Here is a 1004-nt window from a genome sequence, read left to right on the forward strand (position 1 = left end):
CAATTGTTTATTCGTGATCGAAATAACATAAAGCTGACCTCAGCAGGGGAACGCTTAATCAGTTATGCCGAAGTTATGGTCACCACATTGCAGCAAGCAAAACTGGAATTATCACTTGAAGATGGAAAAGCATTACAGCTCACCATGGGCGGTACGCCGAACATTTGGGATGCGTATTTGCAAAACTGTTTGAGTATTGTGACGGATTCTTTCGGCGGTTACGGCTTTATGGCCGAGGTGATGGGTCGTGAAATGCTAAGCCGTAGCTTATTAGAGCGCACGTTAGATATGGCATTTGCGTTTGACCAAATCAAAGCTGATGAGCTTAATTGTAAAAAAGTCGCGGATGTTGTCCTTGTGCTGGTTTCTACCGAGCAAGATTCATTAGATACGGTGTTTGAGCACAAATATGTGTATGTGGATTGGGGAACACGCTTCGCTTCTGAGCACTCTGAACGTCACCCTAAAATTCCGGCTCCGTACCTGCGCACATCGACTGCGCGTATTGCTTTGGACTTCATTTTAGAGAAAGGCGGCGCGGCGTATCTGCCGGTGTCTCTCGTAGAGCCATTTATTGCGAATGGGCAGCTCTACAAGGTGTCTGGAGTGGAAGATTGGTACCGACATATCTACTTAAGATAAAGCAAAGCAAGAACGTCTGTAGAAGCAATTAAACAGGTCGAAGAGATTGTGAAAGAAATCGATCCTCTCACGGCTTACAGCTTGCAACAGATTGGGTCTGCATCATCGGACGCAAACCATTAACGCTTGGCGTCAATGAAAACGGAAAAATGAAAAGCCCCCTTGGCGTTTGCCTTGGGGGCTTTCTTTTTAAGCGAGATTTATCACAGGATAGCGATAGTTCGATATCTATGAACCGATAGTTACGGCAAGTCAAAGATTAGCGCAGTAACTGATTGATTGGTCAGGTTACGAAATGTCACCTTGCTCTGTGCTTCGATTTTAGCGCCATCACCGCCCGTTAGCAGGGTGTTGTCGACATG

At 45.8% G+C, this 1004-nt stretch carries 2 pseudogenes; one reads left to right on the plus strand and one right to left on the minus strand.

Annotation, left to right across the window (positions count from 1 at the left end):
* A pseudogene (locus R8N46_RS25685) lies at window positions 1-765 on the plus strand (LysR substrate-binding domain-containing protein); the annotation flags it as partial.
* A 119-nt stretch (window positions 766-884) separates the two neighbouring features.
* Here R8N46_RS25685 and R8N46_RS25690 read toward each other — a convergent pair.
* A pseudogene (locus R8N46_RS25690) lies at window positions 885-1004 on the minus strand (pirin family protein); the annotation flags it as partial.

It is taken from the genome of Vibrio sp. 1874, assembly GCF_033344395.1.
GTDB lineage: Bacteria > Pseudomonadota > Gammaproteobacteria > Enterobacterales > Vibrionaceae > Vibrio > Vibrio alginolyticus.